Source organism: Pseudomonas germanica (assembly GCF_019614655.1).
In the GTDB taxonomy this organism is placed as follows: Bacteria; Pseudomonadota; Gammaproteobacteria; order Pseudomonadales; family Pseudomonadaceae; genus Aquipseudomonas; species Aquipseudomonas neuropathica.
This window is the reverse complement of record NZ_CP071586.1, coordinates 3,747,011-3,772,988: the sequence shown is the minus strand read 5'-3', so window position 1 is coordinate 3,772,988 and position 25,978 is coordinate 3,747,011. Positions and strand designations below refer to the sequence as shown.

General features: G+C 55.4%; 25 protein-coding genes and 1 pseudogene. 5 read left to right on the top strand and 21 right to left on the bottom strand.

From position 1 onward, the window contains the following. Window positions 1-8 precede the first annotated feature (8 nt). Window positions 9-782 (top strand): class I SAM-dependent methyltransferase, encoded by a 774-nt coding sequence (locus tag J0G10_RS16800; RefSeq protein WP_220556284.1) that lies wholly within the window; start codon window positions 9-11, stop codon window positions 780-782. A gap of 120 nt (window positions 783-902) precedes the next feature. Here J0G10_RS16800 and J0G10_RS16795 read toward each other — a convergent pair whose 3' ends face one another. Then, window positions 903-1,241, bottom strand: coding sequence for a DUF2834 domain-containing protein (locus J0G10_RS16795; RefSeq protein WP_220556283.1), 339 nt, complete (start codon window positions 1,239-1,241; stop codon window positions 903-905). A gap of 375 nt (window positions 1,242-1,616) precedes the next feature. Here J0G10_RS16795 and ilvA point away from each other — a divergent pair. Continuing rightward, a pseudogene (ilvA, locus tag J0G10_RS16790) lies at window positions 1,617-2,612 on the top strand (threonine ammonia-lyase, biosynthetic); the annotation flags it as partial. 30 nt (window positions 2,613-2,642) lie between these two features. Here ilvA and J0G10_RS16785 read toward each other — a convergent pair. Together J0G10_RS16785 and eco are read right to left on the bottom strand one after the other, a co-directional pair. Next, window positions 2,643-2,948, bottom strand: a complete 306-nt coding sequence (locus J0G10_RS16785; RefSeq protein WP_064362707.1) for an NIPSNAP family protein — start codon at window positions 2,946-2,948, stop codon at window positions 2,643-2,645. 21 nt (window positions 2,949-2,969) lie between these two features. Next, entirely contained in the window at window positions 2,970-3,455 is a 486-nt protein-coding gene (eco, locus tag J0G10_RS16780) for a serine protease inhibitor ecotin (protein WP_095050876.1), read from the bottom strand. Between the two features lie 367 nt (window positions 3,456-3,822). On the opposite strand from eco, the gene J0G10_RS16775 reads away from it, so the two are divergent. Continuing rightward, complete coding sequence (locus J0G10_RS16775) at window positions 3,823-4,092, top strand: DUF1652 domain-containing protein (protein ID WP_007912157.1); 270 nt, start codon at window positions 3,823-3,825, stop codon at window positions 4,090-4,092. Here the strand turns inward: J0G10_RS16775 and J0G10_RS16770 are convergent. Both J0G10_RS16770 and J0G10_RS16765 read right to left on the bottom strand, forming a co-directional pair. Further along, window positions 4,089-4,487: a hypothetical protein gene (locus tag J0G10_RS16770; protein WP_220556281.1), complete on the bottom strand. Its 399-nt coding sequence runs from the start codon at window positions 4,485-4,487 to the stop codon at window positions 4,089-4,091. The genes J0G10_RS16775 and J0G10_RS16770 overlap by 4 nt on opposite strands. 89 nt (window positions 4,488-4,576) lie before the next feature. Then, window positions 4,577-4,846, bottom strand: a complete 270-nt coding sequence (locus tag J0G10_RS16765) for a DUF2790 domain-containing protein (RefSeq protein WP_220556280.1) — start codon at window positions 4,844-4,846, stop codon at window positions 4,577-4,579. Window positions 4,847-5,337: 491 nt separating this feature from the next. On the opposite strand from J0G10_RS16765, the gene J0G10_RS16760 reads away from it, so the two are divergent. After that, window positions 5,338-5,634, top strand: a complete 297-nt coding sequence (locus tag J0G10_RS16760; protein ID WP_038368500.1) for a hypothetical protein — start codon at window positions 5,338-5,340, stop codon at window positions 5,632-5,634. Between the two features lie 70 nt (window positions 5,635-5,704). Here J0G10_RS16760 and J0G10_RS16755 read toward each other — a convergent pair whose 3' ends face one another. From J0G10_RS16755 to J0G10_RS16720, 8 genes are all read right to left on the bottom strand, one after another. Beyond that, window positions 5,705-6,475: a PoNe immunity protein domain-containing protein gene (locus J0G10_RS16755; RefSeq protein WP_220556279.1), complete on the bottom strand. Its 771-nt coding sequence runs from the start codon at window positions 6,473-6,475 to the stop codon at window positions 5,705-5,707. A gap of 81 nt (window positions 6,476-6,556) precedes the next feature. Further along, window positions 6,557-7,348 carry a PoNe immunity protein domain-containing protein gene (locus J0G10_RS16750; protein WP_220556278.1) on the bottom strand — a complete coding sequence of 264 codons (792 nt, stop codon included), beginning with the start codon at window positions 7,346-7,348 and terminating at the stop codon, window positions 6,557-6,559. 203 nt (window positions 7,349-7,551) lie between these two features. Continuing rightward, window positions 7,552-8,058 carry a PoNe immunity protein domain-containing protein gene (locus J0G10_RS16745; RefSeq protein ID WP_245397984.1) on the bottom strand — a complete coding sequence of 169 codons (507 nt, stop codon included), beginning with the start codon at window positions 8,056-8,058 and terminating at the stop codon, window positions 7,552-7,554. A 274-nt stretch (window positions 8,059-8,332) separates the two neighbouring features. Further along, window positions 8,333-9,295 carry a type VI immunity family protein gene (locus J0G10_RS16740; RefSeq protein WP_220556277.1) on the bottom strand — a complete coding sequence of 321 codons (963 nt, stop codon included), beginning with the start codon at window positions 9,293-9,295 and terminating at the stop codon, window positions 8,333-8,335. After that, on the bottom strand, window positions 9,288-10,070 hold the full coding sequence (locus J0G10_RS16735; protein ID WP_220556276.1) for a PoNe immunity protein domain-containing protein: 783 nt from the start codon (window positions 10,068-10,070) through the stop codon (window positions 9,288-9,290). The genes J0G10_RS16740 and J0G10_RS16735 overlap by 8 nt, the downstream gene beginning before the upstream one ends. Before the next feature lie 163 nt (window positions 10,071-10,233). Continuing rightward, window positions 10,234-11,175, bottom strand: coding sequence for a PoNe immunity protein domain-containing protein (locus J0G10_RS16730; RefSeq protein ID WP_220556275.1), 942 nt, complete (start codon window positions 11,173-11,175; stop codon window positions 10,234-10,236). 4 nt (window positions 11,176-11,179) lie between these two features. Next, window positions 11,180-12,748, bottom strand: coding sequence for a hypothetical protein (locus J0G10_RS16725; protein WP_220556274.1), 1,569 nt, complete (start codon window positions 12,746-12,748; stop codon window positions 11,180-11,182). Then, window positions 12,745-15,036, bottom strand: a complete 2,292-nt coding sequence (locus J0G10_RS16720; RefSeq protein ID WP_220556273.1) for a type VI secretion system Vgr family protein — start codon at window positions 15,034-15,036, stop codon at window positions 12,745-12,747. Before J0G10_RS16720 ends, J0G10_RS16725 begins: the two co-directional genes overlap by 4 nt. A gap of 374 nt (window positions 15,037-15,410) precedes the next feature. Here J0G10_RS16720 and J0G10_RS16715 point away from each other — a divergent pair, with 374 nt between their 5' ends. Then, on the top strand, window positions 15,411-16,712 hold the full coding sequence (locus J0G10_RS16715; RefSeq protein ID WP_220556272.1) for an OprD family porin: 1,302 nt from the start codon (window positions 15,411-15,413) through the stop codon (window positions 16,710-16,712). A 38-nt stretch (window positions 16,713-16,750) separates the two neighbouring features. Here J0G10_RS16715 and J0G10_RS16710 read toward each other — a convergent pair whose 3' ends face one another. From J0G10_RS16710 to J0G10_RS16675, 8 genes are all read right to left on the bottom strand, one after another. Beyond that, entirely contained in the window at window positions 16,751-18,016 is a 1,266-nt protein-coding gene (locus tag J0G10_RS16710) for a hypothetical protein (protein WP_220556271.1), read from the bottom strand. A gap of 181 nt (window positions 18,017-18,197) precedes the next feature. Continuing rightward, window positions 18,198-18,818, bottom strand: coding sequence for a transglycosylase SLT domain-containing protein (locus J0G10_RS16705; protein WP_007912129.1), 621 nt, complete (start codon window positions 18,816-18,818; stop codon window positions 18,198-18,200). A 45-nt stretch (window positions 18,819-18,863) separates the two neighbouring features. Then, window positions 18,864-19,802, bottom strand: coding sequence for a carbohydrate kinase family protein (locus tag J0G10_RS16700; RefSeq protein WP_220556270.1), 939 nt, complete (start codon window positions 19,800-19,802; stop codon window positions 18,864-18,866). Window positions 19,803-19,815: 13 nt separating this feature from the next. Further along, window positions 19,816-21,312: a xylulokinase gene (gene xylB, locus J0G10_RS16695; RefSeq protein ID WP_220556269.1), complete on the bottom strand. Its 1,497-nt coding sequence runs from the start codon at window positions 21,310-21,312 to the stop codon at window positions 19,816-19,818. 124 nt (window positions 21,313-21,436) lie between these two features. Further along, a complete protein-coding gene (locus tag J0G10_RS16690) occupies window positions 21,437-22,912 on the bottom strand; it encodes a mannitol dehydrogenase family protein (protein ID WP_220556268.1) in 1,476 nt (491 codons plus the stop codon). A 15-nt stretch (window positions 22,913-22,927) separates the two neighbouring features. Beyond that, window positions 22,928-24,031 carry an ABC transporter ATP-binding protein gene (locus tag J0G10_RS16685; protein ID WP_095050861.1) on the bottom strand — a complete coding sequence of 368 codons (1,104 nt, stop codon included), beginning with the start codon at window positions 24,029-24,031 and terminating at the stop codon, window positions 22,928-22,930. Between the two features lie 126 nt (window positions 24,032-24,157). After that, the gene (locus J0G10_RS16680) at window positions 24,158-24,988 is read right to left on the bottom strand and encodes a carbohydrate ABC transporter permease (protein WP_034154211.1); all 831 of its coding nucleotides are present in this window, start codon (window positions 24,986-24,988) and stop codon (window positions 24,158-24,160) included. A gap of 8 nt (window positions 24,989-24,996) precedes the next feature. Continuing rightward, on the bottom strand, window positions 24,997-25,923 hold the full coding sequence (locus tag J0G10_RS16675) for a carbohydrate ABC transporter permease (RefSeq protein WP_220556267.1): 927 nt from the start codon (window positions 25,921-25,923) through the stop codon (window positions 24,997-24,999). Window positions 25,924-25,978 lie beyond the last annotated feature (55 nt).

The window sequence follows — 25,978 nt, the reverse complement described above, 5'->3', positions numbered from 1 at the left end:
GCGTTGCCATGACCGATCACGTCCATCACTCAGCCGCTGCCGGCTACAAAACCGCCGCCGACACCTATGTGAAAGGGCGGCCGGACTATCCGCCGCAGGTGACTGAGTGGCTGAATGTAACGCTGGGTCTGGACAGGCATAAAACCGTGATCGATCTGGGCGCCGGCACCGGAAAATTCACCGGGCGTCTGGTAGCGACCGGCGCGCAAGTGATCGCCGTAGAACCGGTGGCGCAGATGCTGGAAAAGCTGTCTGACGCCTGGCCCGATGTGCTGACCGTAAGCGGCACCGCGACCGATCTGCCGTTGCCGGACGCTTCAGTCGATGCGGTGATTTGCGCGCAAGCGTTTCACTGGTTTGCCAGTGCCGAGGCGCTGAGCGAAATCGCCCGGGTGCTCAAGCCCGGTGGCAAGTTGGGGTTGATCTGGAACCTGCGCGACACCGACGTCAGTTGGGTGCCGAAACTGGATGCCATCGTCAACGCACTGGAAGGGGACACGCCGCGCTATTACACCGGTGCCTGGCGCGAAGCGTTTCCGCACCCGGCATTCGCGCCTCTGCAGATCGAGCGGTTTCACCATGGCCATACCGGCTCGCCGGAAGACGTGATTCTCAATCGGGTGCGCTCGACCAGTTTCATCGCCGCGCTGCCGGAGGCGCAGCGGGCGAAGGTTGATGAACAGATTCGTGCGTTAATCGCCACAGAGCCGGAACTGCGTGGCAGGGATGTGGTGACGGTGCCGTATGAAACGGCGGCGTTCGTCGCCGTAAAAAAGGGCTGAATGCCACGACATTCCAGTGTAGGAGTGAGCCTGCTCGCGATAGCGGAGTGTCAGTTACCTCATTTTTGGCTGACACTCCGCTATCGCGAGCAGGCTCACTCCTACAGGGTTTTCAGGTGTTCATAGTATCTGGCTGCACTTTGCCACCGCCTTGCGCCGTTCGCGAACCCCACGCACCACCAGATACAACAACGGCCCGATCGATACGAAAACCGCCGTCAACAACAAATAAGGCAGCACCGACCAAGTCGACTGCCCACGCGACCGGGCATCCTTGACCATCCACACGCCCGCCAGCGTGGCCAGCAGATACAGATCAATCACCACCTGCGCGGTATCGGGCCGCGACATCAGGCTGATGCCAAAGTCGATCAACGACTGTTCAGCCTGGAGCATCACCGAAACGGTGTAACCGCTAAACGCGAGCAAAGCCGCGAGGGGCAGGGCGATCGACATCATGCATTCCTTCCGTGGTGTGATGAGAGAGTCGCCAGACTAACGCTGCCGCGCAAAATTGGCCATTGACTCGGCAATAGCGCACAGGCTAATTTCCAGCCCATGACTTCGACTGTATCGCGCTGCCAGCCAATGATTATTACCGCCATTCCTCATTTGGCGGGCTAGCTCACGACTGCAGCACCCAACCCGCCCTAGAGGCGGGTTTTTACTTTCTGTCTCCGGGGTTTTTGAAGTGTGGCTCATGTAGGAGCTGCCGAAGGCTCGGGCCGCGATCGGACGATCTTTTGATCTTGTTTTTGATTTAGAAAAACCAAAGTCAAAAGATCGCAGCCTTCGGCAGTTCCTACAGGGACCGTGTGAAATTCTGCCAAGGAGATGTTCATGAGTTACACATACGATCAGCAAACCCTGCTTGAGCACTACGTGAAAAAGATCCTCGCCGCGCCAGTGTACGACCTCGCGGTGCGCACGCCTTTGCAAGCGGCACCGGCGCTGTCGGAGGTGCTGGGCAACCGGATTCTGCTCAAGCGCGAAGACCTGCAACCGACGTTCTCTTTCAAGATCCGTGGCGCCTACAACAAACTGGTGCAGCTCAGTGAAGAGCAAAAGGCGCGCGGGGTAATCACCGCCTCGGCCGGCAATCACGCGCAAGGAGTGGCATTGGCAGCACGCGAGCTGGGGATTGCGGCGACCATCGTCATGCCAGCGACAACGCCGGAACTGAAAGTGCTCGGTGTGCGCAGTCGTGGCGCTGAAGCGCTGCTGCATGGCGAGAGTTTCCCGTTCGCCCTGGCGCATGCGCTGCAACTGGCAGAACAGAGCGGACGCACCTTCGTGTCACCGTTCGATGACCCGGAGGTGATCGCCGGGCAGGGCACCGTGGCGATGGAAATCCTCCGCCAGCATCAAGGTTCGCTGGATGCGATTTTTATCCCGGTAGGTGGTGGCGGTCTGATCGCCGGCATCGCGGCCTACGTCAAATACCTGCGCCCGGAAGTGCGGATCATCGGGGTTGAATCGGAACATTCAGCGTGCCTGAAGGCTGCGCTCGAAGCTGATCAACGCGTCGTGCTGCCCACTGTGGGGACGTTCGCCGATGGCGTGGCGGTAGCGCAGATCGGCGCGTTCGGGTTTGAGGTCTGCCGCTTTTGCGTCGACGAGGTGATCACCGTCAGCAACGACGACCTCTGCGCAGCGATCAAGAATATCTACGACGATACCCGCTCGATCACCGAACCTTCCGGCGCGCTGGCCGTGGCGGGGATCAAGCAATACGTCGCGCGGACCGGGGTGCGCGAGCAGACATTCGTGGCGATCGACTCGGGCGCGAATATCAACTTCGACAGCCTGCGCCATGTCGCCGAGCGCGCCGCAGTCTGCAGCGTCTCGGCGTGAAGCGGCTTACGGCAGCAACGGGCGCAGGAAGCTGCGCTCGTAGCTGACGATGAACTTTTTCTCGACCAGACTGGCGACCAGTGCGGTGCTTTCCGGGTCAGTCATCGCGATGTGCCGATAGCTTTCGTAATCCGCCAGTGACGGAAAACTGAACAGGCAATAAGCGATGTTGCTCGCGCCTTCGGACGGCAGAAAGTAGCCGTGATGCGTGCCGCCCAAGCGCTCGACGATGCCGAGCCAGGCCTTGGCGTAGGCCTCGAACTCAGGCAGTTGGTACGGATCAATGACGTATCGGACGTGGCAGGTAATCAAGCAACGCACTCCTTGTTCTGATTATTCCTGCAGGGCTGTACCGACTTTTTCCGACGCCGACCAGATGCGATAACGCACTTCGACGTCCGACGGCGCATACACCACGACCGGCAACTTGCTGTTGTACCGCAGCATGAAACCGTCACCAACGACCGGCACGAAGGCGCGTTTCTTCTGGCTGCCGGGCGGGCAGGCCATCATCGTGCTCATCGGGCCGATGACCTTTTCCAGTCGATAGAACGGATAACCCCAGCCTTCAAGATTCTTCTCATCGAGAACACCGCCCAAACGCTGGCGATTGCAGTCCACTTCAAGGGTTTTGCCGGCGAGGATTTCCACCTGGAAGTTTTCTTCCTGCTCTTGCTTGGGCAAATGAATAACCTGGCGGGTGAACCCGGCTTCAGCCTTCGGGTACGGCGCGACGTCTTCAAGCTTGGCGGCGTGGGCGAGGGTGGACAGGCTGGCGATGAACAGCCCGGTGGTCGCGTAAACGCGTAAAGAACCCATGGAAGCCTCCGTGCGGGTGTAGGGTGGATAACGGGCATTCTTACCGTCATGGGCCGTGATTGCAAACCAGCGTCGAGTTGCAAATTGCAGTACCCGCCGAGGCCATTCTTGCAAATTGCAAGTAGCCAAATACTGGCGCCGCCGCCAAGTGCTTGATTTCATGAGGGTGAAAATGAACCGATGAAAGGCACGCTTTATGCGTCTTTTCAGTGCGGCGCACCGGCCTTGGGCGCCTACACTCCAATGGGCATTTCGCAGTACCACCGCTTGTCGCACCAGGGAAACAGCGGGGACACACCCGTGCAGGGGCAGCAACGGTCAGCGTGAATACTTGATTGGCATCTCACAGTAAGGAGAGGGTTTCGCCATGTTTCTGTCTGCCTTGGAACTACGCAATATCATTGAAAGCAGTTTTCTGCCGAAACGCTGCCAGTGCACGCTGTCGCCGGACTTGTCGATGACCGTCAAGGTTTTCGGCGATCACCAGACCGATCAAGTCGATCTGTTGGTCAGTGGCATCGACGCCAGCCACCTCAATGGCTGTCGTGAAATCAACGAACTGATCGCCGGGCTGCGCTCGGATCTGAACCAGCAAACTGTGCAACATCACTACAGCCCACGCTCCAGAGTCGTTTAACGCACCGTTTCACCCAGTTCGACCGTCACGCGCCGGGCCTGCACAAAACCAAGGCCCAGCGCGAACTCGACCAGCACCGCGAGCAAAATCCCGGGGCCGGCATGGCCGTTCAGCCATTCCGCAAAACCCAGCGCCGCCAAACCAAAACAACCGACGATAAACCCGTTGCTCAGCGCATTGCGCCCCAGCGACGGCGGTGCGTTGCGCACCAGATAAAACATCACCCCCAACGCCGCAAACAGCACCGCACTGCGCCGCGCGACAAACCCTGCAGCGTCGGAATACTCGATGCTCCAGATCGCCAGCAGGCTCTGCGGGAAAACGCCCCAGGCCAGCGCCAGCAAAAAACACAACGAACACGTGAAGCCCGACAACGAGCGAAACGACAACTGCATGGCGAATCCTTGCGGCAGTGAGGAGGGCTCCGAGCATAACCGCCGAAACTCCCCACGCCTACCGCAAACCCGCAAATCAGACGTTTCTGTCAGTTCTGGAAGTTGCACGCGTCAGACAATTTCCGATAACTGATTTCCTCAGGCTTACCGGCGTTATCGATGTACTTCATGTCGGCCGTAACCACTTTGCACAGTTGCGTTGGCGGCTCGGTCAACGACACCACTTTGGCCACATGCAGCGGCATACCGTACTCATACGGCACGGCTTTGGACGTGGCGGAAGTGTCATTGGCCTGGACCAGCCCGGCAAACGCGGTGCAGGCGAGGGCGGCAGTGAGCAATAAAGGACGAATGTTCATGAAAGGACTCCCGAGTGGCGGTTCTAGCGTTCGGCGTGATGCACCCGAACCTGCCGCACTGGGCAACAGCCAGAATGGCTGAGGGCGTGCGGTTCAGTAGAGTTTTTGACCACGGCGTTAAGAGATGGTTAACCGAGCTGAACGCCGGCTGTCAGGGAGTGCGGCGGTTTTCTCAGGAAGGTTTGGCGAATTCCTACAAAGGCTGGTGCCTTGTCTGCTTTCGGCGGCTGGAGCGGGGCAGTTATTGTCGGTTGCCGCTGCAAAATCAGTGGTTCGGGTTTGGTCACCCGGGAATAATCGATTGCATATGTGCCATCATTTGCACCGCGGAGTTCTTTGACCGTGAAGTGCATAGCTGTGGCGGCCGTGTGCGGGACGCCTTCGGGCGAGCTGAGTTGATTGTTCTCGGTTGACCAAGCCTGTACACGGTCCGCCTCCCACCGTTTGGTCACGGTGTCGGCGGTTACTTTTGAAACAATCGAGTAATCAATATGCCAATAATCAAACTGCTACAAAACCGCTATCTCCCCCTCAGCAGCAACGTCACCGAAACTCCGACACTGCTCATCGACACCCAAGCCAACCCGAAAGACATCCTCGAAGCCGCCGTCCAGCGCATCCGCGCCGCCGCCGACCTGCTCGAAACCCTGCATTGCCTGTGCTTCAAGCACGCCGACGTGCAAGACATTCCACACATTACCCATGCGCTTTACCTGCTGACGCAGGATGGCAATGACTTGCTCCAGGTCGCGCAGCAGCAAATGTTGAACTGGAAAGCGCCTGCTTGAGTTCACCGCTCAAAAAAGCCTGCCGTCGAAAGAGGGCAGGCTGAGTGGTGGGTGGCTGGATTCGAAAAGCTCATTGTGGTTGCTGGCTGCGAGCGTATTCGACCAGATCTTTGGGGTAGACCATGTGATCGATTTTGCTGTCGTCTATACCGTATAGAAATGCAATTGCTCCAGCCTCTATAGCCCAGTAACCGACGTAGTTTCCATTTTCTCCCTGCAGATGTAAGTCGTGCCATGGGGCTTGTTCAAATGCTGAATACCATTGGCAGCAGTATTGCTCTAGGCGAGAGGATGCTTCCTCTTTGCTTTCTGCGTAGATAGCCTGAACTAAAGGGGTATAGATATCGTGAAACCATTGGTCCACATCTTTTCTGTCGGGTAATAATTTAATTAGCAGGTCTTCAAATAAAGTATCACTGCCGACATAGCCCGCATCGTCCATTAGTTTTACAAAGCGCTTAAGAAGGTCGGTACGATGCAGTAATATACAGAAGCCTATAACTTGTACGCACTCTTCATATAGGTAGGGCCAGTCATCAATCGCAAGTGGTGATATTTCAGGAGTGTTTTCGAATATTGCAAGTTTTGCTTGTCTGGTCTCGTACTTCTCGATCAAGTCACTTAAGAGGGGAGGTAGTGAAGTGATCTCTTCGCCCGCAGTATAAGCCGCCAAAAGCCGGTCAAGCGCGAGTTTTTGCAAATGCCGAGAGCGAAGTGCTGCCTCTTCCTCAGGGGAGTCTGACTCAAAGGTGTTTGTTTTCAAGAAATCTATAACTTCGTCGTGCTCCCTCAGGAAGTTCTTGTAATGAGTCTCGCTGAAGAATTTTTGTCTCTTTTTCACGTCTCTACACCTCCGCTTGCTTTAGTCGGCTTGCGCCGGCGTAAACCAATTTCCTGTCATGACTACTGGGTAGGCCAGCATCTAAACGAGCGCTCCTGGCTTATTAGAAAGTTGATGATTTCTGGCGTATTCGACTAGGTCCTTTGGATAAACCATATGATCGATTTTGCCGTCATCTATTCCATATAAAAATGCGATAGCTCCTGCTTCTATAGCCCAATACCCCACGTAATTGCCATCTTCGCCCTGTAAGTGCAAGTCATGCCATGGGGCCTGCTTAAAAGCGGGGTACCATTTGCTACAGTATTTTCTCAGAAGTTTCGCTGCTTGCTCTTCGCTGTCTGCGTATATAGCCTGTATTAGAGATGAATAAATATCGTGAAACCATTGATCCACATCGTGTCGATTCGGAAGTATCTTTGAGAGGAGATCCTCGTATAAGGTGTCATCCCCGGCGTAACCAGCTTGGTCTATTAGTTTTACAAACCGTTCAAGTAGGTCGATGCGATGTAAGAGTATGCATAGTCCTATAACTTGAACGCATTCTTCATATTCATCAGGCCAATCACTTATCGCTAGCGGTGAAATATCTGGTGTCTTTTGATATATGGCAAGTGTCGCTTGCCTTATCTCGTATTTCGCTATTAGGTCTTCAAGTAATGGCTTTAGGGAGTCGATGTTTTCTCCGGCTGTGTACGCGGCAAAAACTCTATCCAGCGCGAGTTGCTTAAAAAATGTTGCACGCAGCGACGCTTCTTCTTCCTGCGAGTCAGACTGGAAGTTGTTTGTTTTGAAGAACTCAATGACTTCGTCATGCTCTTTCAAAAATTTACTATATTGATAATCGCTGAAGAACTTCTGTCTGATATCCATTTTTTGCCAAATCCGTGTTAGTCGGTTTTGTCGAAGTAGTAGGACAGCTTTCTCTTTCGATCAATGCCAGCGAGCTGCCTCAGTGGGAGTACATGATGTAGGATAAGATGTCACCTTCTAAAATATCGGCGTAATTTTTTATGGACTACCGTGAACAAATAACCATTAATGGTTGCTGGTTGACCAGCATTTATACGAGCAAGCTAAGATTTATTGGAAGGTTGATAATTCCTAGCGTATTCGACGAGGTCTTTTGGATAAGCCATATGATCGATTTTGCTGTCATCGATGCTATACAAAAAAGCGATAGCGCCCGCTTCGATAGCCCAATAGCCTACATAGCTACCGTCCTCTCCTTGATGATGTGTGTCGTGCCAAGGAGCATGCTCGAAAGCTGCATACCACTCACGGCAATACCGTTCAAGATGAGCAGAGGCATCTTCCGCTGTTTCCGAATAAATCGCCTGGACCAGCGGTGAGTACACGTCGTGATACCACTGATCTATATCGTGTCTGCCAGGTAGAACTTTGCAAAGCAAATCTTCATAAAGTGTATCGGTGCCTTCGTAACCGGCATTATCGATCAAAGATACAAAACGCTGAAGCAGATCCGTGCGATGTAATAAAATGCAAAACCCAATGACTTGAACGCATTCTTCATATTGATAGGGGTAATCACTAATCGCTAATGGTGATATGTTAGGATTCATTTCGTATTGTGCCAGTTTCCCTTGCCTCTCTTCATACTTGGAAACTAGATCTTCAAGTATCGGAGTGAGCGAGGGGACTGCTTCTCCTGCTGTGTAAGTCGCTAAAAGCTTATCCAGAGAGAGTCTTTGAAAAATCTAGAGCGAAGCATTTCTTCTTCTTCGGAAGAATCAGATTTAAATGTTCTAGTGCGGTAAAAATTTATAGCATCGTCAGATGCCTTCAGAAAGATATTGTAATGATTTTCGCTATAAAAATTTTGTCTTTTCATTATGGTTAGTTCGAAGGGGGATCGGTTTGGTCGAACCGTGCATACCAACGAATTGTGCTTTCTTCTTCAAAACAGTTTTCATGCTGAGAATATGTATGCAGTTGACTAGGTGTTGGTATGCGCAACGGTTTAAAAACGCGATTTACCGCTACATACACTGCCGGTAATGGTTCATCGATGGGGCCTAGATCCGGTAGTTCGCCGGCACGAATCACCAAGCCGTATTGGTATTTCAGAATTTCTACATCGTTGCGACCGCTAAACGATTGACTTATAGCATTTATGCCGCCCAGTCGTGCCGTGAATCGATTGCCGATAACGGTATACCAATTGATTCCTTTAATATGGTCGAGAAGTTCTCGTTTGAAATTGGTCACTAAAGAGTCAACTTCGAGCCCCGTGTAACGCTGAGCCAGTTGGAATTCCATGGGCATATAGCTATCGCAATCGAAGGGCAAAATACTCGAAAGCCCGCCATATCCATGTTCCGCTTTAACTTGGTTAGCCAAGTAACCTATCCAGTCCCGATAACGGGTAGCCCCATCGGGCTCTTTCAAGATGCTCCATGGCAGTGTCATCTTCAGAAATGAGCGTTTTTTATCACCATGTACTTCAAAAGAATTTAACGCAGATAAACTATATTCGCCGGCCTCATTGGCTGTAGCGGCACTGCTGATATGCCACTCGTATTGTTCGTTTGGGGGCGTCTTGAGGATTTTTGAAGTTTTTTTATCGAAACTCGTATCAGTTAGTTTTTTGTAGCGGTGATCAAACTGTCCTTTCAGGTGCTGACCAAATTCTTCCTTGAAACGCGCGAAACACTGCATGACAGCCTGCTTGCACTGCAACGTGTAACCGTCCTTGAAGTACAAGGTAACGATCAAGCCGAGTCTTACCACCGAGGTTCCGTCCGGTAACTCGAACGATAAATCTGGAGCATTTTCTGAAAGCTTCTGGAGTTTATTCATTTTCTGAGCGCAGTTGATAATTTCTGGCGTATTCGACCAAGTCCTTTGGATAAACCATGTGATCGATTTTGCTGTCGTCTATGCCATATAAAAATGCAATAGCTGCTGCTTCGATGGCCCAGTACCCGACATAGTTACCATCCTCTCCTTGTAAATGAGTATCGTGCCAAGGAGCCTGTTTAAAGGCTGGGTACCATTGTTGGCAATATTTCTTTAGAAGCTTTGAAGATTCTTCTTTATTGTTAATGTATAGGGCTTGTACAAGTGGTGTATATACGTCGTGATACCAGCGATCGACGTTGTGGCGGTTTGGCAGAACTTTCTTTAATAAGTCTTCGTAAAGAGTGTCATCACCAGCATACCCTGCTTGGTCAATGAGTTTTACGAAGCGAGGTAATAGGTCAGTTCGATGCAACAAGATACAGAGACTGATAACTTGAACGGCTTCCTCGTACTGATCCGGCCAGTCATCAAGTGCCAATGGCGATATTTTGGATGATTTTTCATATTCGGCCAGAGTTTTTTGACGGATCTCGTATTTTTCAATTAGATCCTCCAACAGAGGGACGAGTTTCTCTATGTTTTCCCCTGCGGTATAGCTGGCAAGAAGCTTGTCAAGAGCTAGAGTCTGAAAAAAATCTGAGCGAAGTGACGCTTCTTCCTCGGCAGTGTCGGATTTGAATTTGTTACTCTTGAAGAACTCGATTACTTCGTCGTGTTCTCTTAAGAAGTTTTTATAATGGTTTTCGCTAAAATAAGCTTGTCTTATTTTCATGTTAGCCAGTCTCATCTTGAGCGAGTCTGATGCAACGTGTTTATAGTGTATGGTGAGTTATGTGGAGGCGTATTTACTATTTGGATTGCAGGGGTTGTAATAGTGTGCCATGAGTAGTTCGCTCAGAACTGTTGGCCAAGTTCTGAGCGAATAGGAAGCAATTTTATTCTTCGCCTGACCAATACCAAATAGTTTCACCCCATTTGGAGTCACTGAAACTCGGCATGGTTTCACCTTGAAGGAAGTGACGTCTTGAATTCGCTTGTGCCGGTGTGAACCAATAGCCAGTCATACTGCATGGTTGACCAGCATCTATGCGAGCAACCTGGTATTCATTAGCAGGCTTATAATTCCGGGCGTATTCGACCAAGTCCTTTGGATAAACCATGTGATCAATTTTGCTGTCATCTATCCCATATAAAAATGCGATAGCTCCTGCCTCGAACGCCCAGTATCCGACATAATTTCCTTCTTCGCCTTGCAGGTGAGTATCATGCCAAGGAGCTTGTTTAAACGCCGGATACCATTGGCTGCAATATTTTTTTAAAAAACTTGTGGCCTCTTCTTTTGTTTTTGCATATGTAGCTTGCACTAATGGAGAATAAACATCATGGTACCATTGGTCTACATCAGCTCTGCCGGGTAATATTTTGCAGAGTAAATCTTCGTACAGTGTATCATCGCCCGCATAACCAGCATTATCTATCAACTTAACAAAGCGCTTAAGCAGGTCTGTGCGATGTAATAGAATGCAAAGACCTATAACTTGCACGCACTCCTCATATTCGTGTGGCCAATCGTCTATTGCGAGTGGTGAAATTTCAGGAGATTGTTCAGATACGGCTAGTGCGGCCTGCCGGATCTCATATTTTTCAACTAGATATTCAAGTTGAGGAACCAGTGAGGATATTTCTTCGCCTGCTGTATACATGGCCATTAGCTTTCGAAGTGCTAAGCGCTGAGCAAATCTTGAGCGAAGTGTCGCCTCACCTTCAGGCGTGTCGGACTTAAATTTGGTTGTCTTCAAAAGCTCACTAGCTTCATCATGTTCTTTCAAGAAGTTATTGTAATGAGCTTCACTGAAAAATTTTTGTCTCTTTATCATGTTCTTATGCCTCAAGCTTAAGCGAATCTAATGCACCATGTTTTTTTATCAAGGATTTCTTCCGTTTGTTTACGAAGCTTTTTACTTCTGCTTCACTGTAATGGAAGGCTTTATGGTTCTGGTGGGACGATTCGTCTGTGTTGTTAAGGCGCGCACTGGCATGTTCTTTTGGGCTTAAACTAGTGTGATATAACGGAGTGTAAAATAAGTGCCTGCTGTAAGATTCCGCAATTTGAAGGTGCAATGAAAATCCAGAAACTGCTTTTTCCAGATTGTCCTCGATCCATTCATCACTCATTTGAACCAATATTCTTTTTGTTTTTTTAGAGGTGCGTTTTTCATTCTTGGTGGTAGTGGTCTTATTTTTTCCACTACTTACTTTTGCTTTGTTTCCATTGGAGGTATTGGCTTCCGTGTTCTCAATCGGCTCTATCAGTTCGTTCGGTTCTGTAAGTCCCGAGACCCCTAACTTGGATGCAACGCCAGGCTGGCGAGTATTATTCGGTTTGCGCATAAATTTCGGCGCATCTTCATCGCGGCTAGCCTTCGCTTCTACAATGGCGAACTTTTCGCCGCCATTGTTGGCCGGGTTGGCGCGCCAAACAGCATCGATGCCCGTTCCGTTTGCGCCGTCAGACAATTTATAAAGCACATGCTTCGCCTTAGGACTCCCGCCTGCCGAAAGCTTGCCCATCTTGCTTCCACTCGGCACGCCCTCGAGCCACTTCCCATCAGCACCCTTGTCATGCCCGTCCCAATCCTTGCCCCAGCCAAACTCCACTGCACAGATGTAGTCCGCAATGTGTTCGCCACTCACTCCCAAACCTTCGTTCAAAATGCTCGAAGGGGCCTGAAGGCCCATTTTCGAGGCTTCGACCTGGTTGGAGTGGGTGCCACTGGCGCCATCGGTGCCTTTCGCTGCAACCGACGAGTCTTTGTTGGCGGGTTTTTCCGCTCTTTTCGGGTGGCTGGAGCCAGAGCCGGCGGCTGAGCTGTTGCGCTGCATGCCTTTCCATTTCACCAGTCGCTTTTCAACGATCCCGACCATGGCCGGCATGTTGTCGCGGGAGGAGGCGAGGACGGTGACGACGGAGGTTTTTGCCCAGTTGGGCAGGCTCTGGAACGTCGAGGAGCCTTTGACGCCGGTGATGATTTCATCGAGTTCGCCGCGTAGCTTGCCAGCGTTGAATATCTGCTTGAGCAGTTCTTCGGGGCTGGTTTTGATTCCGCATTCTTGCAGGACGAAGCGGAGCAGGTCGAACAGTACCGGGGCATAGCGCTGCGGGTCTTTGTTGACGATGCGCAGGCTTTTTTTCAGGCCGTCGCCGGGGCCTGGAATCCAGCCGATGACGGCCATCAGCAGGTCAAACTGTGCGTCTTCCTTGCCATCGGTCGACTCTGCGTTGTAGAGGACGATCGCGGATTCAATGGTGTCGTAGGCATCGATGGCTTGCCCCAGAAACGGCACTGCGCCTAGCGCGATGCCTTTTGCCAGCTCAACGGCGGCTTCTTGATAGGCGGCGCTACGGTCTTCGCCGCCGTCGTTTGCGCTCTCAGCTACTGCCTCGCTCATGTCAGCCTCCCTGCGGCTTTCTCCACTAATGCTTGTAAATCAACCTGGTTCGGGTCCAGGCCGAGCTTGCGTAAATCTTCGTTAACTTTTTCGTCCGAGTTCTGCACCACCGCGACACTTTCGCGGCTGAACGGCCGCGGATCTTCGCCGTAATACACTTTGGCCGGTCCTTTCGGCACGTCTTCCAACCGGGCGAAGCCGTCATCGTCCAGCACGCCTTCACGGGTCGAACCGTCGGCAAAATCAACGCGATAAGACGCGCCCGGCACTGGCTCCAGATTGTCGTAGTGCAAATTCAACTCAAGCCACGTCGGGTTGGCCTTGGCTTTTTCCATCAGCCTTCCGGCGATGTCTGCCGCTGCCAACCCCGGAATCAACGGCACCAAAATCCCGATCCCGGTGCCCACGCCAGGCGCGCCGCCGGTATTGACATTCACTTCTGCGCCGCTGATGGTCACGCCGCCGGCGTCGACCTTGACGAAACTGCCGCCAGCCTTGGCGGTGAGTTCCATGCCGGCGTCTATCACGACCTTGTCGCCGGCGTGGTAGTGGATTTCGCTGCCGGCTTCGACGAATTGAGCGGTGCCGATTTTTACGTGCTGGGTCACGCCGACGGTCAGGTGCTCGTCGGCGCGCATTTCGCTGATGCGGTCCAGATGGGTGATGCGGTGTTCTTCAACCTTGAATTCGCTCAGCGTGTTGGCTTCGACGGTGTCGTGCCGTTCGTTGCCGACGCGGATTTTCTGGTCGTGCTCGATGTTTTCGTCCCAATCGCGTTGGGCGTGGATGTAGATCTGCTCGACGCCTTTTTTGTCTTCGATACGGAATTCGTTGTAGCCCTTGCCGCCCGGTGAACTCAGGGTTTTGAAGGTGCTGCGGGTCTTGTTTGCTGGCAGGTCGTAGGGGACGACGTTTTCCTTGTGGTACAGGCAACCGGTGACCAGTGGCTGGTCGGGATCGCCTTCGAGGAAGGTGACGAGGACTTCCATGCCGATGCGCGGGATGGCGATGCCGCCGTACGCGGCGCCGGCCCAGCCGCTGGCGACGCGCATCCAGCAGGTGGTTTTGTCGTTGGACTGACCGTCGCGGTCCCAGTGGAATTGCACCTTGATGCGGCCGTACTGGTCGCAGTGGATTTCTTCGCCTGAAGGGCCGGTGACGACGGCGGTCTGGCTGCCGAGGACTTTCGGTTTCGGGTGTTCAAGGGCAGGGCGGTAGTGCGCATCCCACGGGGTGGCGAGGAAGCTGTTGCGGTAGCCCTGGTGGAAATCGCTTTTGTTGTCGGTGACGTCGCTGGTGACGTTTTCGCCGAGGACTTGCGGTTGTTTGCCTTCGTGGAAGACTTCCAGCAGCAGCCACAGGTCGTTCCATTCGGCGCGCGGGTGTTCGGCGAGCGTGAGGAAATGGCCACTGGTCAGCGTCGGTTCGTCACCTTTGCCTTCGGCGAGTTTGTAGTCGCTGCGATGGCGTTCGAGGGCGCGGGTGGAAAGGAACTTGCCGCGCTCGCGGGTGGTGAAGCGGCCGGGGTAGTCGTAGTCTTCGAGGTCCGGGGCAAAGGTGCTTTTCGCCGTGCCTTCGGGGAGGATCTGCGGTTTTTCGAAGTCGTAGTCGCGGCGGCTGACGCGGGTGGTGCGGGTTTCCAGACGCAGGTTGAAACGCTTGATCACCGGTTTGTCGGCGGCCATGCCGGAGTCTTGCTGGTAGCTCACCGGTTTCAGCTTACGGAACACGGTCTGGTCGTCGCCGAACACCAGTTTGTGGCCGCTGCTGCTGTGCTGGAAGTGGAAGTGAATGCCTTCTTCCTCGCAAAGGCGCTGGATGAAATGCAGGTCGGATTCGTCGTACTGCACGCAGTACTCGCGTTCCGGGTATTCGGCGTTGAGCTGGAAGCTGTAGGCGTCGGCAAGAATGCCGCGATCTTCCAGGACCTGGGCGATGATCTTCGGCACGGTCAGTTGCTGGAAAATCTGCTGATCGTGGTTGTGCCGCAGGTAGGCCAGTTGTGGCACCAGGCTGAGGCTGTAACGGGTCAGGGTCTTGCCGGAGTCGCCTTGCTCGATGCGATAGACCAGACCGTGGATCTTGCCTTCGCCGGTCGGGCCGAAAGTCAGGACGCCGGGCTTGTGCAACAGCTCTTCGAGTTTGAGGTCGGGGCGCGCGCTGACGAGTTCGAGGTCGAAACGGAACGGTTGGTTGAGGGCTTCGCGACCGGTGAAGCTGAGGACTTGCAGGTCGGCGTTGGCGCCTTCAAGCGTGAGGGTAATGTGGGTTGCGTTGGCGTCCAGCATGCCTTGAATTCCGTCCGTTGAAAAAGCAGGTGACGGATGATGGAGGATTCAGCGGCCTCGTTCAAGGCACAAAAGCCGTAGGTCTGGCAGGTTTGCGGTATAGGGAAAACCCTTAGATGAGGTGTTTTGCCCAATGAAACCGGGTGTTTGCTGCGAATTGGCGTTCATTGCCGGCAACTTTTCCCACGACCCGGCGTTGAAGAATCCTCAGTCAGATTCAGACTAAAGTCGCCTGTAGCCCGTCAAAGCCATCTGCCATCATTGCCGCTCACCCCTGCGTGTTCACTTTCTCCTGGTTCAATTCGACCCGGGACGGGAGCTATTTTTCTGGCTTGTTGCGCGCTTGCGCAAACGCTGCATTGTTGGAGTTTTTCATGCGTCCCCCATTTCCCCTCATCACCCCGCGCCAGTCGTTTGGCTTCGGAGCCTTTGTGCTGTGCGCAGGTTTTACCGCACAGGTTCAGGCCAGCGGATTCCTTGAAGACACCACGGCGAAAATCGAGTCGCGCACGGTGTACTTCAACCGCGATTTCCGTGATGGGCACACCACGAACGATCAGGGCGCCTCCAAGCGTGAAGAGTCGGCACAGGGCTTTATTCTCAACCTGCAATCGGGCTACACCGAAGGCACGGTGGGTTTTGGTATCGATGCGCTGGGCATGCTCGGCTTTCAACTCGATTCCAGCCCCGACCGCAGCAACAGCGGCTTGCTGCCTTCCAGCGGCAACGACCCGCGCGGATCGAAGGGCCAGTACGCGAAAATGGGTCTAACCGCCAAGGTCAAGGTTTCGGACACGGTGCTGAAGTACGGCGCGCTGCTGCCGGATCTGCCGTTGCTGAAATACAACGACGGTCGTTTGCTACCGACCATGTTCAACGGCGCCATGCTCACCTCTAAAGAGCTGAAAGACTTGACGTTCATGGCCGCGCGCCTGGACAAGTACACCGCGCGGGATTCCACCGATTCGCAAGATATCCGCGTGCACTGCAAGAACAAGCGCTACGCCTGCAACACCACCGCCGATCATTTCGACATGTACGGCTTCGATTACAAGATCAACGATCGCCTGACTGCGCAGTATCACTACGCCGAACTGGAAGACATTTATCGTCAGCACTTTGTCGGGCTGTTGGGTAATCAACCGTTAGCTGGGGGTGTGCTTAAAGCGGATTTGCGTGTGCTGAAGAGTGCCGATAGCGGTGATGCCAAGGCCGGTTCTATCGATAACCGGGCGTTGAGCGGCATGTTGTCCTATGCGCACAGCGGTCACACGTTCAGCGCCGGTTGGCAGCGTATGAACGGCGACAACTCGATGCCGTACCTCGATGGCAGCAATCCGTATCTGGTCAACTATGTGCAGGTCAACGACTTCGCGGCAGCGCAGGAACGCTCGTGGCAGTTGCGTTATGACTATGACTTCAAGGCTATTGGCATTAACGGTTTGAGCTTCCTGACCCGTTATGTGAACGGTGATCACATCAAGGTGTTGGGCAGTGATCAGGAAGGCAAGGAGTGGGAGCGCGACAGCGAGTTGAAGTATGTGATTCAGACGGGCACGTTCAAGGATGTGAGTCTGCGTTTGAGGAATGCGACTTACCGGACCAACTATGAGAAGTTTGCCCGGGATGTGGATGAGACCCGGTTGATTGTGAGTTATAGCTTTTCGGTGTTGTAAAAGGGCCAGAGGCGATGCTCCCCTGGCCCAATAACAGGTCAGGGCAGTGTGCTTATGAAGGCTCTGATTTTCGAGCCTGCCTGAAACGAGCCGACCGCTTCCAATGCCGAGCTTGATATTGCTTCTCCTACGTATTCGTCAGTTCCCGCAGCAGGTTGAATACTGTTCAAGCCACCATTCAGGCTCCAGGTAAAGACAGTATTGGGTATGGAGAGGTCCTCGGAGGCGCAAGTCATGAGGGCTGTATCAACACTCACGGCCAAGGCGTCAACACGGCAGTTATTGAAGTTTTGCGGCGTTGGCAGCGGGTCTGCATCGTCTGTTGAAGTGCGCCAGAAGGCCGGGATTTCATGGTTCTGTGAGTGCAGGACTTTAACGATGGCGGAGCCGTTGTTATTGAAATGTACGACTTCCACCGGATAGTTTTCGGTGGACACCAGTGTTTTCGCCTCTGCATCAGGTCCTGACCAGTAGGTTGCAGCGGTAAAGTTGTTGGCGTAATGGCAAGTGCCTGCAGCCTGACTCTGGCTATTGATGCCGACCACCTCGCAATACGTCGCCGCTGGGGGGAGTTTCAGCGCTTTCATGACGTACTTTGTGCCATTGAACGTGGCGATTGTGGCTTTCGGGTTTCCCAACAGGTGCGGACAATTGAGTGCCACGAGGGTCGAGCTATCGGCATTGGAATCAACAATAGCGGCGACCCGACAATTGTCATTTCGGACCGAGACCTGGACCGGTTCACCTCTTTTTTCAAAAGGCCACACCACGGCGGTGTTACCCAAAAGGGTAATACTTTGGCCCGCCACATTGCCAAAGAGCGTCGCGGCGCGTAGTTCTGCTCCGGTATCAAGCGCCAAGGGTTGCAGGCGTTTGGGCTCCTCGTTGGGGACGGCAACGCGCCAGAACACTGGCACCCTGCCCAAGACAGGTCCCAGAAGCTGATCACAGGTACCTGTCATGATGTTCAGTGTCAGAAAGCTACTGTCGCAGGACCGATTGGCCTGCAAAGGTTTGAGGTAAATCAGCTTGGTCGGATTTGCATTTCTGAACCAGGCCTTTTTCACTCCGTTCTCGACGCAATAGCCCAAAGCTCGGGTTGTTTCCACCACGCCAGATGCCCGGCATTCTCCTGTGTCAGGACCAACAGGTACTGGTTGGCTGGCTTGCACGCTGTTTACCAGTGCGAACATGGGGAACAATGAGGCGACAATGATGAGTGGTTTCACGAACGCTTTCATAAGCTTTTCTTCCATGAGTGATAACGGATCGCCAGCGCTCTCCTGCATCCAGTAGACAAACAAAAAACTCCCCTGCCTAGCTGTCAGAGTTGACAGCTAGGCAGGGGAGTTTTTTTCGTATAGAGCACCATCAATGTCGCCGATGCAGGAGGCGCCGCAGGCTGCGATCTTTTGACGTTGATTGTTAAAAACAAGATCAAAATATCGCAGCCTTCGGCAGCTCCTACACGGGACCCCGGAACTACTACAACCAATGCCAGAACCGGCTCCAGAACCCCCGATTCAAATCCTCTTTGCACCCGGCATATTGCCGCGCATACACATCCGAACGGTTCTGCACTTTGCGCGCCGTCGGCATCAGCCAGGCTTTGCTCGCGTAAGTCTTGTTGCGGAACCCGCCCCAGCCTTCGTGGTAGTTGAGGTATTGGTTGTAGGCGTCGTACTTGTAGACGCCATTGATCGAATAGGTCTTGTCCATGTACCAGCCGACAAAGTCGATGGCGTCGTCGAAGTCTTCGCGGTCGGCGCCGCTGCGGCCGGTGCTTTTCTGGTAATCGGCCCACACTTCATCTTTGGCTTGCGCATAACCCGAGGCGGTTGAGACGCGGCCCCACGGGATTACCCAGAGCAAGTATTTGCGCGGAGTCTTGGCGTCATAGCGGTAGCCGGATTCCTGATACATGATCGCGAAGGGCACCTGAATCGGTACGCCCCAGCGTTTTTGCGTGACTTGCGCAGCGTCGTACCAGTCGCTTTTTTCGCGGAAGATTTCACAGATGTCTTCCGGCGAACGGGGCGGCGAGGTGCCGCACCCGCTCAGTAGCGTTGCCAGTGTCAGTAGTCCAAGCGTCTGCCTGTAATTCAAAAGCCGTTATCCCGTCGTGCGCAAAAAGGCCGACAGTTTACGCGCTCAGCTCAATTGATGACGATAGGGCAGATCCGGGCCGGTCTTGCTGCAGGTCAGCGCGGCCGCTTGTACGGCGAACTTGAGCATGGCGTCGATCTGCTCGCGAGCGAGTTGCTGCACGCCTTCAACCGAATCCAGACCGTGCTCGGTCAGCCAGGTGATCAGCGCGGCCTGGAAGGTGTCACCGGCGCCAACGGTGTCGGCGATCTTTATCGAGGCTGCCGGGACTGACCATGTGCCGTGCTGGCGGCTGAACACAGTAGCGCCATCGCCGCCCCGGGTGAGGAAGACGATCTGGCAGCGATGTTCGAGCCAGCCTTCGATCACCCGTTGCGGGTCCTGTTCGGGGTAGAGCAGGCTCAAGTCTTCGTCGCTGACCTTGATCAGATCGGCCAGTGGCACCAGCGTCGCGATGCGTTCGCGCCACAGGTCGATATTCGGCTGGGGATTGAGGCGCACGTTCGGGTCGAGGGTGATCAGGCGTTTGCCACTTTCACGCTGTACCAGTGTCAGCAAGGTATCGCCGATCGGTTGCACCACCAGCGAGAACGAGCCAATGTGCAAGCCGCGCACCTCAGGACCCAGCGCTGGCAGATGCGCCAGACTCAGCTGCCGGTCGGCGCAGCCTTCACCGCGAAAGCTGTAGTGCGGCGAGCCATTGGCACCGACGGCGACCATGGCCAGTGTGGTCGGCGCGGCGAAATCCACCAGATAGTCCGGGCGCACACCTTCATCCTGCAGCACTCGCTGCAAGCGGCGGCCGAGGTAGTCGGTGGACAGCCCGCCAAACAAGGCCGAGTCCACGCCCAAACGGCGCAAACCGACGGCGACGTTGAACGGCGAGCCGCCAGCAATCGCCTTGAAATTTACCTTCGAGGCCAGACCGCTGGCGTCGTCTTCACTGAAAAAATCAAACAGGGCTTCGCCACACACCAAATACATAATTGTTTGCTCTTTATAGGGTTGCGACATGCTGTTGATAGCGTTCATAGGCCTGCTGGAACGCCGCGACGTTGGCGGCAATCGGCAGGGTTTCACTGCTTGAATCGAGTTTCACGCAGCGCTGGCACAGATCGGCGAGGGTGTCTTCGTGGCCGTTCGACCAGGATTTGCACCACGCCGCTTGAATCGCTGCGCCCAAGGCTGCGGCTTCACTTTGTTCGGTACAGATCACCGGGGTGTTCATGATGTCGGCGACGATCTGCCGCCACACCGCACTTTTCGAACCGCCGCCGATCAGGCAAATGCTGCGGCTTTGTAAACCATTCTGGCGGAGCAAATCCAGCCCGTAGCGCAAACCGAAGGTGGTGCCTTCGACGGCGGCGCGGCACAGATTGGCCTGGGTCAGGTTGTCCAGCGTCAAGCCGTGCAGGCTGCCGGTGGCGTGGGGCAAGGCGGGGACGCGTTCGCCGTTGAGAAACGGCAGCATGCTCACGCCGTCGGCACCGATGGGGGCTTGCGCGACGAGGTCGTTGAACTGTTGCAGGTCGAGGTCGAACAGCTCGCGGATCGCGCCGGTGGCGTTGGTCAGGTTCATGGTGCAGATCAGCGGCAACCATCCGCCGCTGGACGAGCAGAACGTCGCGACCGAAGCGTCCGGGCTGACTTTCGGCACCTCGGAATAGGCGCACACCGTGCCGGAAGAACCGAGGCTCATGGTGATCGCGCCGGGCTGAATGTTGCCGGTGCCGATGGCGCCCATCATGTTGTCGCCGCCACCGCTGGAGACCAGCGCATTGGGGTTGATGCCGAGGTGTTCGGCGATGGCCGGGAGGAGGGTGCCGACCGATTGATGTGCATCGATCAGCTCAGGCAGCGCCGCTTGCAGGCGTCCGCTGGCGTCGATGTCGCGCAGCAGTTGCAAGTCCCATTGGCGGGTGCGCACGTTGAAATAGCCGGTGCCGGAGGCGTCGCCGTATTCGCTGCAGGCGCGGCCGGTGAGCCAGAAGTTCAGGTAGTCGTGGGGCAGCAGAGTGCGTGCGATGCGTGAGAACACCACGGGGTGCTGTTCTTTGGTCCAGAGCAGTTTCGACACCGTGTAGCCCGGCGCGATGACCACGCCGAGGCGTTCCAGCGAGCCTTTTTCACCGCCCAGATGAGTGAGCAGACGCTCGTTTTCGGCGCTGGTTTCGGTGTCGCACCAGAGCTTGGCCGGGCGCAGCACTTCACCTTGATCATCGAGCAGGACCAGACCGTGCTGCTGGCCGGAGACGCCGATGCCGAGGATCGCCTGACCGTCGACATTCGCCGCCAGCAATGCCTGGCGGGTAGCGATGGCGAAGGCGTCCAGCCATTGCTGGGGGTCTTGTTCGCGGCGACCGTTGGCGCCGCTGATCATCGTGTGGGCGGCGGCGCCCTGGCCGAGCACTTGGCCGCTGGCGGCGTCGAGGATGATGGCTTTGGTGCCTTGGGTGCCGCAGTCGATGCCTAGGAAGAGTTGTTGTTTTGTCATTAGCACTCCAGGACCGCTCGTTCCCACGCTCTGCGTGGGAATGCCTCATTGGACGCTCTGCGTCTGCTGTTGGATGGGACGCGGAGCGTCCCGGGCTGCATTCCCACGCAGAGCGTGGGAACGATCAGGCTGCGAGAATCTTTTCCAGCGTCCGCGTCACACCTTCTTCGCGCAAGCTGTCGCAGCACCACTCAAACGCCGCGACAAACTCCGCCGAACGCGGTATCGCCGTGCCGAAAATCTCTTCGACCGCCAACAACCGCTGAGTGATTAAAGCATCGTCCGCCACCAACGCCTGACAAAACGCCGCGCGCGGATCAGGAATCGAATAGGTGTCACCATTCTCATCCACCCCCTTCAAATACAACGCCCACGCCGCCACCACCAACGCCGCACGTTTAGTCTCCTGCCCATCAGCAATCAAGCGGTTGATGGTAGGAATAGTGAACTTGGGAAACTTCGACGAGCCGTCCGAACACACTCGCTCCAACTGATCGGCAATCGCCTGATTGGAAAACCGCGCCACCAGCGTGTTTTTGTAATCCGTCAGATCAATGCCGGGCACCGGCGCCAGTTGCGGGGTCACGTCCAGATCCATATAAGCGCGCATGTAGCGCACGAACAGCGGGTCGTTCATGGTCTCGTGAACAAACCGGTAACCCTTCAAAAAGCCCAGATAGGTCAGCGCCAGGTGGCTGCCGTTGAGCAGTTTGATTTTCATCTCTTCGTAGGGCGAAACATCGTCGGTGAACTGCACACCGACCTTTTCCCACGCCGGGCGGCCATTGACGAATTTATCCTCCAGCACCCATTGCACAAACGGCTCGCAGACCACCGGCCAAGCATCGTCGACGCCGTGTTTATCGGCCAGTTGCAGGCGATGCGCGGTGCTGGTCATCGGCGTGATGCGGTCGACCATGGCGTTGGGGAAACTGACGTTGGCGTCGATCCAGCTGCACAGATTGCTGTTACGCAGCGTGGCAAAGGCCAGCAGCGCCTTGCGGGTCACGGCGCCGTTGTGCGGCAGGTTATCGCAGGACATCACGGTAAATGCCGGAATGCCCGCCGCCCGGCGCTTTTCCAGGGCCGCACACAGGAAACCGAATACGGTTTTCGGTGCGTTCGGATGGGTAAGGTCATGCTGAATTTGCGGCAAGTGCGCCATGAACTCGCCGTTGCTGTCGTCGATGCAATAACCGCCCTCGGTGATGGTCAGCGAGACGATGCGGATTTGCGGATCGGCGAGTTTGTCGATCAATGCCTGAGCGCCGTCCTCGGCCAGCAGCATGTCGCGAATCGCGCCGATCACGCGGACTTCGGTGTCGTCGCTGTCGCCGAGTTCGAACAGCGTGAACAGGTAATCCTGCTCCTTGAGATCGTCGCGGGCGCGGCGGTCTTCGGCGCGCAGGCCGACGCCGCAAATCGCCCAGTCGAGCGCTTCGCCGGTGTTCATCAGGGCATCGGTGTAATACGCCTGATGTGCGCGATGGAAGCCGCCGACGCCGATGTGGGCGATGCCCTGGCGGGTCTCGCTGAGGCTGTACGCCGGTAGTTGTACTTCGGCGGCCAGACGATGGAGATTCTGTTGGTTGAGTTTCATCGGGAATTCTCGAAGTCAGGCCGCAGCGCGCAGCGGACGGGTCAATGCGACACCTTCGGCATCGAATAAATGGCACTGGGCCGCGTCGAGGTGCAGGCTCAGTTGTTCGCCGTAACGGCTGGCCAGATCCCCGCGCACGCGCATGGTCAGGGCTTCGCCAGCGTTGGTGGTGACGTGGCAGAAGGTGTCGCTGCCCAAGCGTTCGCTAACGTCGGCGGTGACTTGCAGGCTGCAATCGCCGGGTTGCGCCAGCTCCAGATGCTCCGGGCGAATACCGAGGGTCACGGCGCTGCCGACACTCAGATTGCCGGCGTTGAACGGCAGGGTGATGCGCGTGCCGGCATCCAGCGAGACTTCGCAGCTCTGGCCATCGATGCGGGCAATCTTGCCTTTGAGGAAACCCATTTTCGGCGTGCCGAGGAACCCCGCGACGAACAGGTTCGCCGGGTTGTGATACAGGTCCAGTGGCGAGCCGACCTGTTCGATCTTGCCGCCATTGAGTACCACGACTTTGTCGGCCATGGTCATCGCTTCGACCTGATCGTGGGTCACGTAGATCATCGTCGCTTGCAGGTCTTTGTGCAGGCGCAGCAGTTCCAGGCGCATCTGCACGCGCAGCGCGGCGTCGAGGTTGGACAGCGGTTCGTCGAAGAGGAAGATTTTTGGATTACGCACGATGGCGCGACCGATCGCAACGCGCTGACGCTGGCCACCGGAGAGCTGCTTCGGCTTGCGTTCAAGCATCGGCCCGAGTTCGAGAATCCGCGCCGCTTCGCCGACTTTCTTCTCGACTTCGGCTTTCGGCACGCCGGCCAGATCGAGGGCGAACGACATGTTCTTTTTCACGGTCATGTGCGGGTACAGCGCGTAGGTCTGGAACACCATCGCCAGATCGCGCTTGGCCGGGCTGACTTCGGTGATGTCACGGCCATCCAGTTCGATGGTGCCGTCGCTGACTTCTTCCAGACCGGCGATCAGGCGCAGCAGGGTGGATTTGCCGCAACCCGACGGGCCGACGAAGACCACGAATTCCTTGTCGTTCACTTCAAGGTCGATGCCTTTGATGATGGAGAAACCTTCGAAGCCTTTTTGCAGATTCTTGATTTTCAGGTTGGCCATGATGATGGGCCTCCGCATTGTTGTTTTTTTAAGATCAAAAGATCGCAGCCTGCGGCAGCTCCTACAGGAGGACGGCATGCTTTATGTAGGAGCTGCCGAAGGCTGCGATCTTTTGCTTTTCAATGTTCATTTCACGGCGCCGAACGAGAGGCCGCGCACCAGTTGCTTCTGGCTGATCCAGCCGAAGATCAGGATCGGCGCACACGCCAGGGTCGAGACCGCCGACAACTTGGCCCAGAACAAACCTTCCGGGCTTGAATACGAAGCGATCAGCGCGGTCAGTGGCGCGGCTTTCGACGAGGTCAGGTTCAGCGACCAGAACGCCTCGTTCCAGCACAGGATCAGCGAAAGCAGCACGGTCGAGGCGAGGCCACCCTTGGCGATCGGCAGCAGCACGCGAACCATTTCCTGCCACAGCGTGGCGCCGTCGAGGCGGGCGGCTTCGAGGATGTCTTTGGGGATGTCCTTGAAGTAGGTGTAAACCATCCACACCACGATCGGCAGGTTGATCAGCGTGTAGATCACGATCAGTGCGATGCGCGTGTCGAGCAGGCCGAAGCTTTTCGCCAGCAAGTAGATTGGCATCAGCACGCCCACCGGCGGCAGCATCTTGGTCGAGAGCATCCACAGCAGCGTGCCTTTGGTGCGCTGGGTTTCGTAGAACGCCATCGAGTACGCCGCCGGCACCGCGATCAGCAGACAAAGGGCCGTAGCACTGAAAGAAATCACCACCGAGTTCCAGGCGAAACTGAAGTAATCGCTGCGCTCATTGATGTGCAGGTAGTTCTCCAGCGTCGGCGTGAAGATGAATTGCGGCGGCGTGGCGAACGCGTCGATTTCGGTTTTGAAACTGGTCATCACCATCCAGAAGATCGGGAAGAAAATCACGATCGCGATGGCCCAGGCCAGGGTGCCGAGCAGCAGGCTTTGCAGCCGGCGGGATTGTTGAAGAGTCATGGCAGGCCTCAGGCTTTGTCAGTCAGGTTTTTGCCGATCATCCGCACCAGAATGATCGCGGCGATGTTGGCGATGACCACGGCAATCAAGCCGCCCGCCGAGGCCATGCCGACGTCGAACTGCACCAGCGCCTGGTTGTAGATCAGGTAGGCGAGGTTGGTCGAGGCGTAGCCGGGGCCGCCGTTGGTGGTGGTGAAAATCTCGGCGAACACCGACAGCAGGAAGATCGTTTCGATCATCACCACCACGGCAATTGGTCGCGCCAGATGCGGCAGGGTCAGGTGCCAGAAGATCGCGACCGGCCCGGCGCCGTCAAGGCGTGCGGCTTCCTTCTGTTCCTGGTCGAGGGACTGCATGGCCGTCATCAGAATCAGGATCGCGAAGGGCAGCCATTGCCACGAGACAATGATGATGATCGACAGCAGCGGGTAGTGAGCGAGCCAATCCACCGGTTGCGCGCCGAAGAGTTTCCAGATGTAGGCGAGGATCCCCGAGACCGGATGGAAAATCAGGTTCTTCCAGATCAACGCACCGACCGTGGGCATGATGAAGAACGGCGAAATCAGCATGACCCGGACGATGCCGCGACCGAGGAATTCACTGGCCTCCAGCAATGCACTGATCAATACGCCCAACACCACACTGATCAGCAACACGCTGCCGACCAGCAACAGCGTGTTGGTAGCGCCGGGCATGAAGCCCGAGTCGGTCAGAAAATAGCTGAAATTCTCCAGCCCGACGAACTGGTTTTCACCGGGATAGAGCAGGTTGTAGCGGATCATCGAGAAGTAGATGGTCATGCCCAGCGGCACGATCATCCACAGCAGCAACAGGGCCACCGAAGGGCTGACCAGAAACCAGCCGGGATTGCGTACGCGGACTTTGCGCGCAGGCTGCGACAGGTCGATGTGGGCTTTGGCAGTTGAAGTATTCATGGCGATCACAACCGAGTCATACAGACCTATGAAGATCTAATGTAGGAGTGAGCCT

Excerpts from the sequence above, each read along its gene's own strand:
- J0G10_RS16800 (WP_220556284.1), top strand. The coding sequence starts at position 9 with ATGACCGATCACGTCCATCACTCAGCCGCTGCCGGCTACAAAACCGCC.
- J0G10_RS16795 (WP_220556283.1), bottom strand. The coding sequence starts at position 1,241 with ATGATGTCGATCGCCCTGCCCCTCGCGGCTTTGCTCGCGTTTAGCGGT.
- eco (WP_095050876.1), bottom strand. The coding sequence starts at position 3,455 with ATGGGTTCTTTACGCGTTTACGCGACCACCGGGCTGTTCATCGCCAGC.
- J0G10_RS16775 (WP_007912157.1), top strand. The coding sequence starts at position 3,823 with ATGTTTCTGTCTGCCTTGGAACTACGCAATATCATTGAAAGCAGTTTT.
- J0G10_RS16770 (WP_220556281.1), bottom strand. The coding sequence starts at position 4,487 with ATGCAGTTGTCGTTTCGCTCGTTGTCGGGCTTCACGTGTTCGTTGTGT.
- J0G10_RS16765 (WP_220556280.1), bottom strand. The coding sequence starts at position 4,846 with ATGAACATTCGTCCTTTATTGCTCACTGCCGCCCTCGCCTGCACCGCG.
- J0G10_RS16760 (WP_038368500.1), top strand. The coding sequence starts at position 5,338 with ATGCCAATAATCAAACTGCTACAAAACCGCTATCTCCCCCTCAGCAGC.
- J0G10_RS16750 (WP_220556278.1), bottom strand. The coding sequence starts at position 7,348 with ATGGATATCAGACAGAAGTTCTTCAGCGATTATCAATATAGTAAATTT.
- J0G10_RS16745 (WP_245397984.1), bottom strand. The coding sequence starts at position 8,058 with ATGAATCCTAACATATCACCATTAGCGATTAGTGATTACCCCTATCAA.
- J0G10_RS16740 (WP_220556277.1), bottom strand. The coding sequence starts at position 9,295 with ATGAATAAACTCCAGAAGCTTTCAGAAAATGCTCCAGATTTATCGTTC.
- J0G10_RS16735 (WP_220556276.1), bottom strand. The coding sequence starts at position 10,070 with ATGAAAATAAGACAAGCTTATTTTAGCGAAAACCATTATAAAAACTTC.
- J0G10_RS16730 (WP_220556275.1), bottom strand. The coding sequence starts at position 11,175 with ATGATAAAGAGACAAAAATTTTTCAGTGAAGCTCATTACAATAACTTC.
- J0G10_RS16725 (WP_220556274.1), bottom strand. The coding sequence starts at position 12,748 with ATGAGCGAGGCAGTAGCTGAGAGCGCAAACGACGGCGGCGAAGACCGT.
- J0G10_RS16720 (WP_220556273.1), bottom strand. The coding sequence starts at position 15,036 with ATGCTGGACGCCAACGCAACCCACATTACCCTCACGCTTGAAGGCGCC.
- J0G10_RS16715 (WP_220556272.1), top strand. The coding sequence starts at position 15,411 with ATGCGTCCCCCATTTCCCCTCATCACCCCGCGCCAGTCGTTTGGCTTC.
- J0G10_RS16700 (WP_220556270.1), bottom strand. The coding sequence starts at position 19,802 with ATGTATTTGGTGTGTGGCGAAGCCCTGTTTGATTTTTTCAGTGAAGAC.
- xylB (WP_220556269.1), bottom strand. The coding sequence starts at position 21,312 with ATGACAAAACAACAACTCTTCCTAGGCATCGACTGCGGCACCCAAGGC.
- J0G10_RS16690 (WP_220556268.1), bottom strand. The coding sequence starts at position 22,912 with ATGAAACTCAACCAACAGAATCTCCATCGTCTGGCCGCCGAAGTACAA.
- J0G10_RS16685 (WP_095050861.1), bottom strand. The coding sequence starts at position 24,031 with ATGGCCAACCTGAAAATCAAGAATCTGCAAAAAGGCTTCGAAGGTTTC.
- J0G10_RS16680 (WP_034154211.1), bottom strand. The coding sequence starts at position 24,988 with ATGACTCTTCAACAATCCCGCCGGCTGCAAAGCCTGCTGCTCGGCACC.
- J0G10_RS16675 (WP_220556267.1), bottom strand. The coding sequence starts at position 25,923 with ATGAATACTTCAACTGCCAAAGCCCACATCGACCTGTCGCAGCCTGCG.